6 protein-coding genes are annotated in these 6,548 nt (G+C 71.2%); all 6 read right to left on the reverse strand.

What is annotated here, in order from left to right; translation table 11 throughout:
• Window positions 1-961, reverse strand: a 961-nt coding sequence (locus QM582_RS10235; protein ID WP_415084100.1) for a hypothetical protein, incomplete at its 3' end; no start/stop codon positions are given.
• Window positions 962-1,103: 142 nt separating this feature from the next.
• A complete protein-coding gene (gene truB, locus QM582_RS10240) occupies window positions 1,104-1,994 on the reverse strand; it encodes a tRNA pseudouridine(55) synthase TruB (protein ID WP_415084102.1) in 891 nt (296 codons plus the stop codon).
• A gap of 34 nt (window positions 1,995-2,028) precedes the next feature.
• Window positions 2,029-3,267, reverse strand: a complete 1,239-nt coding sequence (locus QM582_RS10245) for an FAD-binding protein (RefSeq protein ID WP_415084103.1) — start codon at window positions 3,265-3,267, stop codon at window positions 2,029-2,031.
• Window positions 3,268-3,326: 59 nt separating this feature from the next.
• The gene (locus tag QM582_RS10250) at window positions 3,327-3,905 is read right to left on the reverse strand and encodes a GNAT family N-acetyltransferase (protein ID WP_415084105.1); all 579 of its coding nucleotides are present in this window, start codon (window positions 3,903-3,905) and stop codon (window positions 3,327-3,329) included.
• 218 nt (window positions 3,906-4,123) lie between these two features.
• The gene (gene rbfA / locus QM582_RS10255; protein ID WP_415084107.1) at window positions 4,124-4,561 is read right to left on the reverse strand and encodes a 30S ribosome-binding factor RbfA; all 438 of its coding nucleotides are present in this window, start codon (window positions 4,559-4,561) and stop codon (window positions 4,124-4,126) included.
• A partial coding sequence (gene infB, locus QM582_RS10260) for a translation initiation factor IF-2 (protein ID WP_415084109.1) occupies window positions 4,561-6,548 on the reverse strand: 1,988 nt, incomplete at its 5' end. The genes rbfA and infB, both read right to left, overlap by 1 nt.

A 6,548-nucleotide genomic window follows, 5' to 3' on the forward strand; every position in this document is an offset into this window, starting at 1 on the left:
GCTCGTCCTTCACGAGCTCCCAGGACGACGGGGTGCGCCGCTCGTCGGACGCCGGCGGCGCCGCCGCACCGGAGGCGACCTGCTCGGCGATCTCGACGGCGCGCTGCAACGCCTGCTGGACGCCGCTCGCCGTGCCGTGCGGCCAGGACGGTGCCGGCTCGCCGGGCAGGTTCGGCTGGGCGACCCGGGCCGCGACGCCGGACAGCCGCTCGGCCGCCACCGCACGCCAGGCCTCGGCGTCCGAGCCGGGACGATTCTCCAGCGCCAGCAGCAACTGGGCGATCTCTTCACCACGCTCGACCAGCTGGACGAACCGGGTGAGCTGATCGTTGCCGTCGGCGCGCAGCAGCGCGAGGCTGCGGTCCGCCGCCAGCAGCGCGGCTCCGACCGGGCCGGCGCCGGCGAGCGAGCGGTAGAACCCGCTGACCGCCTTGCGTTGCGACGCGTAGCGCGGCTCATAAGGCGGGAACAGCTGGATGGCGAGCATGATCGCGGCACCGGCCAGGAACCCCAGCGCGACGCTCAGCGGCGGAGCGTTCAGGCCACGGCCCATCTCGGCGAAGGCCAGGAACAGGATCGTCATCAGCATCACCCGCATGCTGATCCCGACCGCCACCGCCCGGAGCAGGCCGGACGCCAGGAAGCCGAGGAAGGCCAGGGCCAGCGCCACCCACCACTGGCCGGACAGCGTGACGCCGAGGTAGAGCCCGAGCGCCTGCGCCAACGAGCCGAGCGCGGCCGCGACCAGCCGCGACCGGTTGTGCGGCAGGGTGAGCGAGACCCCGGCCAGCAGCGCCCCGACGGTGAGGATCACCTGGGTCTGCGGGCTGTTGGTCGCGTAGCCGACGACCGACGCCAACACCATCCCGATCACCAGCCGGAGGATCATCGGAGGGTCCTGGAACGGCCGGCCCGGGGTGAGTCCGCGGACGGCGGCCTTCTTGATACTGGTCAGGTCCATGCTTCTCCGCTCCGCTGCCGACAGTCGGGCCGATCGTAGAGTCCGGAGGGCGCCGGTCTCGGGAGGGTCAGTCCGTGACCCGCCGGGTGTTGGTCGACCGGCCGGGCTCCGGTCCGCGACACGCGCGGCGAAGCAGCGCTTGCTACCCGACCAGGACGGCCACCGGGACGGCACGGTCGCCGTCCTGGCGGTAGAGCGCCAGCAGTTCCCCGTCGTGCAGCAGGGCGGCCGGCTCGCCGGGCAGGCTGCGGTGCAGCGGGCGTCCGTAGCCGACCGCGCGGGCCTCGTCGGCGTCCAGTTCGACCCAGGGGAAGTTCTGCCGGGCGACGGCGTCCAGGGCGATCAGGTCCGGACGCCGCGGCGGGTCCGCGGTGAGTTGCTCGGGGCTCAGCGCGCCGTCCAGCCCGAACGATCCAACCCGGGTGCGGCGCAGCGCGGTCAGGTGTCCCCCGGTGCCGAGGGCGACGCCCAGGTCGCGGGCCAGCGCCCGGATGTAGGTGCCGGACGAGCAGTCCACGACCACGTCCAGATCGGTGACGGTGATGCCGTCGACCTGTGCGTCACGCCGCTCCAGGACGTCGAAGCGGGAGACGGTGACCGGACGGCCCTGCAGCACGACGTCCTCGCCGCGCCGGGCCCGGGCGTACGACCGCTCGCCGTTGATCTTGATCGCCGAGACGGTGGACGGCACCTGGACGATGTCGCCGCGCAGGGGCGCGATCGCGGCTTCGATGGCGGCATCGGCGAGGCCGGATGCACCGGCGGAGGAGGTGACCTCGCCCTCGGCGTCGTCGGTGATGGTCGCCTGCCCGAGCCGGATGGTGGCCGTGTAGCTCTTGGTGGTCAGCGCCAGATGCCCGAGCAACCGGGTGGCCCGGCCCACCCCGACGACCAGGACGCCGGTGGCCATCGGATCCAGGGTGCCGGCGTGGCCGACCTTGCGGGTGCCGAGCAGCCGGCGGCAGCGTCCGACCACCTGGTGCGACGTCCAACCGGACGGCTTGTCGACGACGAGGATTCCGGACGCGCTCACCGGCTCAGGCTAGTGGCCCGGGGGTGGTCGCCGCTCACCCCGACCGCGGCCCGGTGACATGCCGCTCGATGAACCGGTTGCCGAACTTGCCCTCCGGGTCGTACGCCCGCTGCAGGTCGCGCCAGTCGTCCATCCGGGGGTAGAGCGGGCCGAGCGCGTCGGCGCCGGCGTCGAACAGCTTGCCCCAGTGCGGACGGGCGCCCAGCGGCAGCAGCCGCGCCTCGATCACCGGCAGCACCTGCGCCACCCCGTCCGGATCGCGCCGGAAGGTGAAGTGGATGGCCAGGCTGTCCCGTCCGAACGCCGGCGACAGCCACAACCCGTCCGCGGCCACGGTGCGCAGTTCGGAGATCTCCAGCACCGGGTCGATCAGGCGTCCGATCTCGCGCAGCGTGCCGAGCGCCTCGACCGCACGGTCGCGCGGCAGCAGGTATTCGGTCTGGATCTCCGCGCCCAGGCTCGGCACCCGGTCCAGCCGGAAGTGCGGCAGGCAGGCGCACCACGGCCCCTCGACGCCGAACGGGTTCATATTGTCCGGTGTCTCACGCAGCGCCGGTGCGGCGCCGAGTTGCTCGGCGGTGACGATCGGCTGGTCGAGCAGCGACTTCACCCAGACATGCTGGATCGCCGGCGCCGTCCACGTGGTCAGCAGGCTGACGCTGTAGGCCGCCCCGGTGACGCCGTCGAGATCGTCCATCAGCCGTTGCCAGGGCAGGTTCAGGTAGGCGTCCTGGCGCATCCGGTAGGAGGGCTGGACAGCCAGCGTCACCCGGGTGATCGGGCCGAACGCGCCGAGCCCGACCACCATGCCCTCGAACCCGGGATCGCCGGCCCGGACGTCGACCAGATCGCCGGACGGCCCGATGAACTGCAGCCCGCGCACCGCCGACGACAGGCTGCCGAGCCGGTCGCCGGAGCCGTGGGTGCCGGTCGAGATGGCGCCGGCGACGCTGATGTGCGGCAGCGATCCCAGATTGTGCAGGGCCAGGCCGCGCTCCTCCAGGTGCCGGGCCAGGACGCCGTAGCGGGTGCCGCCGCCGACGGTGACCGTCATCGCGCCGGTGTCGATCACCGGGTCCGCCGGGAGTTCGCCCAGGTGAAGCAGCACGCCCTCGGTGTCGGGCAGCCGGTTGAAGGAGTGCCGGGTACCCAGGGCGCGCACCTTGCTGCTGGACGCCACCAGCCGCTGGGCCTCGGCGAGCGTGCCGGGGGCGACGATCCGCGGCGCCCGGTAGCGGACCGTGCCGGCCCAGTTGTCCCGGTCGACGCTCATCGCGGGACGCCCTCGCCGCGGTGCCCTGAACCCATTCGTCCTCCTCGGCTGTTGTCGGCTCAACCGGCCGCGGGCTCGACCTTACGCCGCATGATGCACCGGAATCTGCCCAGGTCGGGACCGCGGGTGAAGCCGGCACCGGCGAACATGCCGACCGAGCCGCTGAACAGGAAGGACGCCGACAGCTTCTTCTGGCCGACGTCCACCCGCGGGTAGCCCTCGACGGTGCCGCCGCCGGCGTCCGCGATCAGGTCGAGAGCGCCGCGCAGGGCCAGCGTGGCGACGCCCCGGCGGCGATGGTTCCGGTCGACGAAGAAGCACGGCATCCGGTAGCCGGTGGGTTCGATGCCGCTGGCCTGGTACTCCTTGCGGTGGTAGATCCGCGGCAGTTCGTCGGGTGTGCCGTACTCGCACCACCCGACCGCGGCGTCGCCGTCCATCACCAGCGCGTGATGGGTGCGGCCCTGGACCACCAGCCGATGCTTGGCCGGCTGTCCCCCGCCCTGGCCCTGGCGGTCGGCGTCCGGCTGGAACCACATGCACCAGCAGCCGCCGAAGATCCCGTTGTGCTTGATGACCAGCGCCTCGAACGCCGGCCAGGTGGCTTCGCTCAGCGCTTCGACCCGGTACTGCGCCATGTCACCCTCCTGAGCCTCGCCCGATGGTGAGAGTCAGCCTAGGCCGGGTTCCGGACGGACCACGTCCGGGAACGGTGGGCGTCACACCGGCACCCACGAGAGAACCGACCGGTAAACCCCTGCCTAATCAGTTCAGCCCTCCCGTATACGGGAGGGCTGAACTGATTAGGGAGGGCCTAGCGGGGCGGAAGGGACGCCGCGCGAGGGTGGGGACCGGCCTACTCGGCCGCGTCCTCGTCCTCGTCGGGCTTCTTGTACGGGTCGGCGTCACCGGCGTACGTGGCACCGGCGGCCTGGGCCGCAACCGCCTCGTCGGCGGCGCGGGCCCGGGCCAGGACGTCCTCGATCTGGGCGGCGGATTCCGGCACGGCGTCCAGCACGAAGGCGATCGTCGGGGTGAACTTCATCCCCAATTGCTTGCCCACCGTGGAGCGGATCAGCCCGCGGGCGGACTCCAGCGCATGCGCGGTGTCCACCCGGGACTGCTCGTCACCGAGCACCGTGTAGAAGATCGTCGCCTCGCGGCCGTCGCCGGTGAGCCGGACGTCGGTGACGGTGACGAAGCCCAGCCGCGGATCCTTGATCCGCCGTTCCAGGAGTTCCGCCACGATCACCTTGATCTGCTCGGCGACCTTGATGTAGCGCGGGTTGCCCATCAATCCCTCGGCTTCTCGACCATCTCGAAGGTCTCGATGATGTCGTCGATCTTGATGTCGGAGTAGTTCGCCAGCGTCATGCCGCACTCGTAGCCCTCGCGGACCTCGGTGGCGTCGTCCTTCTCACGCCGCAGCGAGGCGATGGAGGTCTCGGCGACCACCACACCGTCACGCAGCAACCGCGCCTTGGAGTTCCGCTTCACCGAGCCGTCGATCACCATGCAGCCCGCGATCGTGCCGAACTTGGACGACCGGAAGATCTCGCGGATCTCGGCCTGGCCGGTGACCTTCTCCTCGAAGATCGGCTTCAGCATGCCCTTCAGGGCGGCCTCCACCTCGTCGATCGCGGCGTAGATCACCGAGTAGTACCGGATGTCGACACCGGCGGCGTCCGCCTGCTGCGTGGCCTTGCCCTGCGGCCGGACGTTGAAGCCGATGATCACCGCGTCGGACGCCTCGGCGAGCGACACGTTGGTCTCGGTGATCGCACCGACACCGCGGTCGATGACCCGCAGGCTGACCTCGTCGCCGACGTCGATCTGCGACAGCGCGTCCTCCAGGGCCTCGACCGAACCGGCCGAATCGCCCTTGAGGATGAGCTTGAGCTCCTGGGTCTCGCCCTTCTCCAACTGCTCGAACAGCTGGTCGAGGGTCTTGCGCCGGGTGGTCTTGGCATGCATGGCCGCCCGCTGCCGGGCCTCCCGCTTGTCGGCGATCTGGCGAGCCATCCGGTCGTCCTCGACGACCAGGAAGTTGTCGCCGGCACCCGGCACCGAGGTCAGGCCGAGCACCTGCACCGGCATGGACGGCGGCGCCTCGCTGACCTGTTCGCCCTGGTCGTTGATCATCGCGCGAACCCGGCCGTGAGCCGAGCCGGCCACGATCGAGTCGCCGGTGTGCAGCGTTCCACGGTGCACCAGCACGGTGGCGACCGGGCCACGGCCCTTGTCCAGATGCGCCTCGATGGCGACACCCTGGGCGGGCATGTCCGGGTTGGCGCGCAGGTCGAGCGCCGCGTCGGCGGTCAGCACGATCGCCTCCAGCAGGTCGTCCAGGCCGAGCCGGGCGGTGGCCGAGACGTCGACGAACATGGTGTCGCCGCCGTACTCCTCGGGCACCAGGCCGAACTCGGTGAGCTGGCCGCGCACCTTCGCCGGATCGGCGGTCTCCTTGTCGATCTTGTTCACCGCGACCACGATCGGCACGTCGGCCGCCCTGGCGTGGTTCAGCGCCTCGATCGTCTGCGGCATCACACCGTCGTCGGCAGCGACCACCAGCACGGCGATGTCGGTCGACTTGGCACCGCGGGCACGCATGGCGGTGAACGCCTCGTGACCCGGGGTGTCGATGAAGGTGATCTTGCGCTCGATGCCGTCGACCTCGGTGGCCACCTGGTAGGCGCCGATCGCCTGGGTGATGCCACCGGCCTCGCCGGCGACCACGTTGGTGTTGCGGATCGCGTCCAGCAGCTTGGTCTTGCCGTGGTCGACGTGGCCCATCACGGTGACGGCCGGCGGACGCGGCGCGAGGTCCTCCTCGCCGCCCTCGTTCTCACCGAACTCGATGTCGAAGCTCTCCAGCAGCTCGCGGTCCTCGTCCTCGGGCGAGACGACCTCGATGTTGTAGTTGAGCTCGGCACCCAGCACCTGCAGCGTGTCGTCGGCCACCGACTGGGTGGCGTTGACCATCTCGCCCAGGTTGAACAGCACCTGCACCAGCGACGCGGGATCGACGCCGATCTTCTCGGCGAGGTCGGTCAGCGAGGCACCGCGACGCAGCCGGACGGTGGATCCGTCACCGGAACGGATCCGGACGCCACCAATGGTCGGCGCCTCCATCTGGTCGAATTCTTGCCTGCGCTGCTTCTTCGACTTGCGTCCGCGCTTGGCCGGGCCACCGGCGCGACCGAAAGCACCCTGGGTGCCGGAGCCGCCGCGGCCACCACGACCGCGACCGCCGCCACCGCCGGCCGGACCGCCGCCGGGAC

Origin of the sequence: Micropruina sp. (genome assembly GCF_047607385.1) — a bacterium.
GTDB lineage: Bacteria > Actinomycetota > Actinomycetes > Propionibacteriales > Propionibacteriaceae > Micropruina.

Bases quoted from the DNA above. Each gene is read 5' to 3' on its own strand.
- QM582_RS10245 (WP_415084103.1), bottom strand. From the start codon at position 3,267: ATGAGCGTCGACCGGGACAACTGGGCCGGCACGGTCCGCTACCGGGCG.
- QM582_RS10250 (WP_415084105.1), bottom strand. From the start codon at position 3,905: ATGGCGCAGTACCGGGTCGAAGCGCTGAGCGAAGCCACCTGGCCGGCG.
- rbfA (WP_415084107.1), bottom strand. From the start codon at position 4,561: ATGGGCAACCCGCGCTACATCAAGGTCGCCGAGCAGATCAAGGTGATC.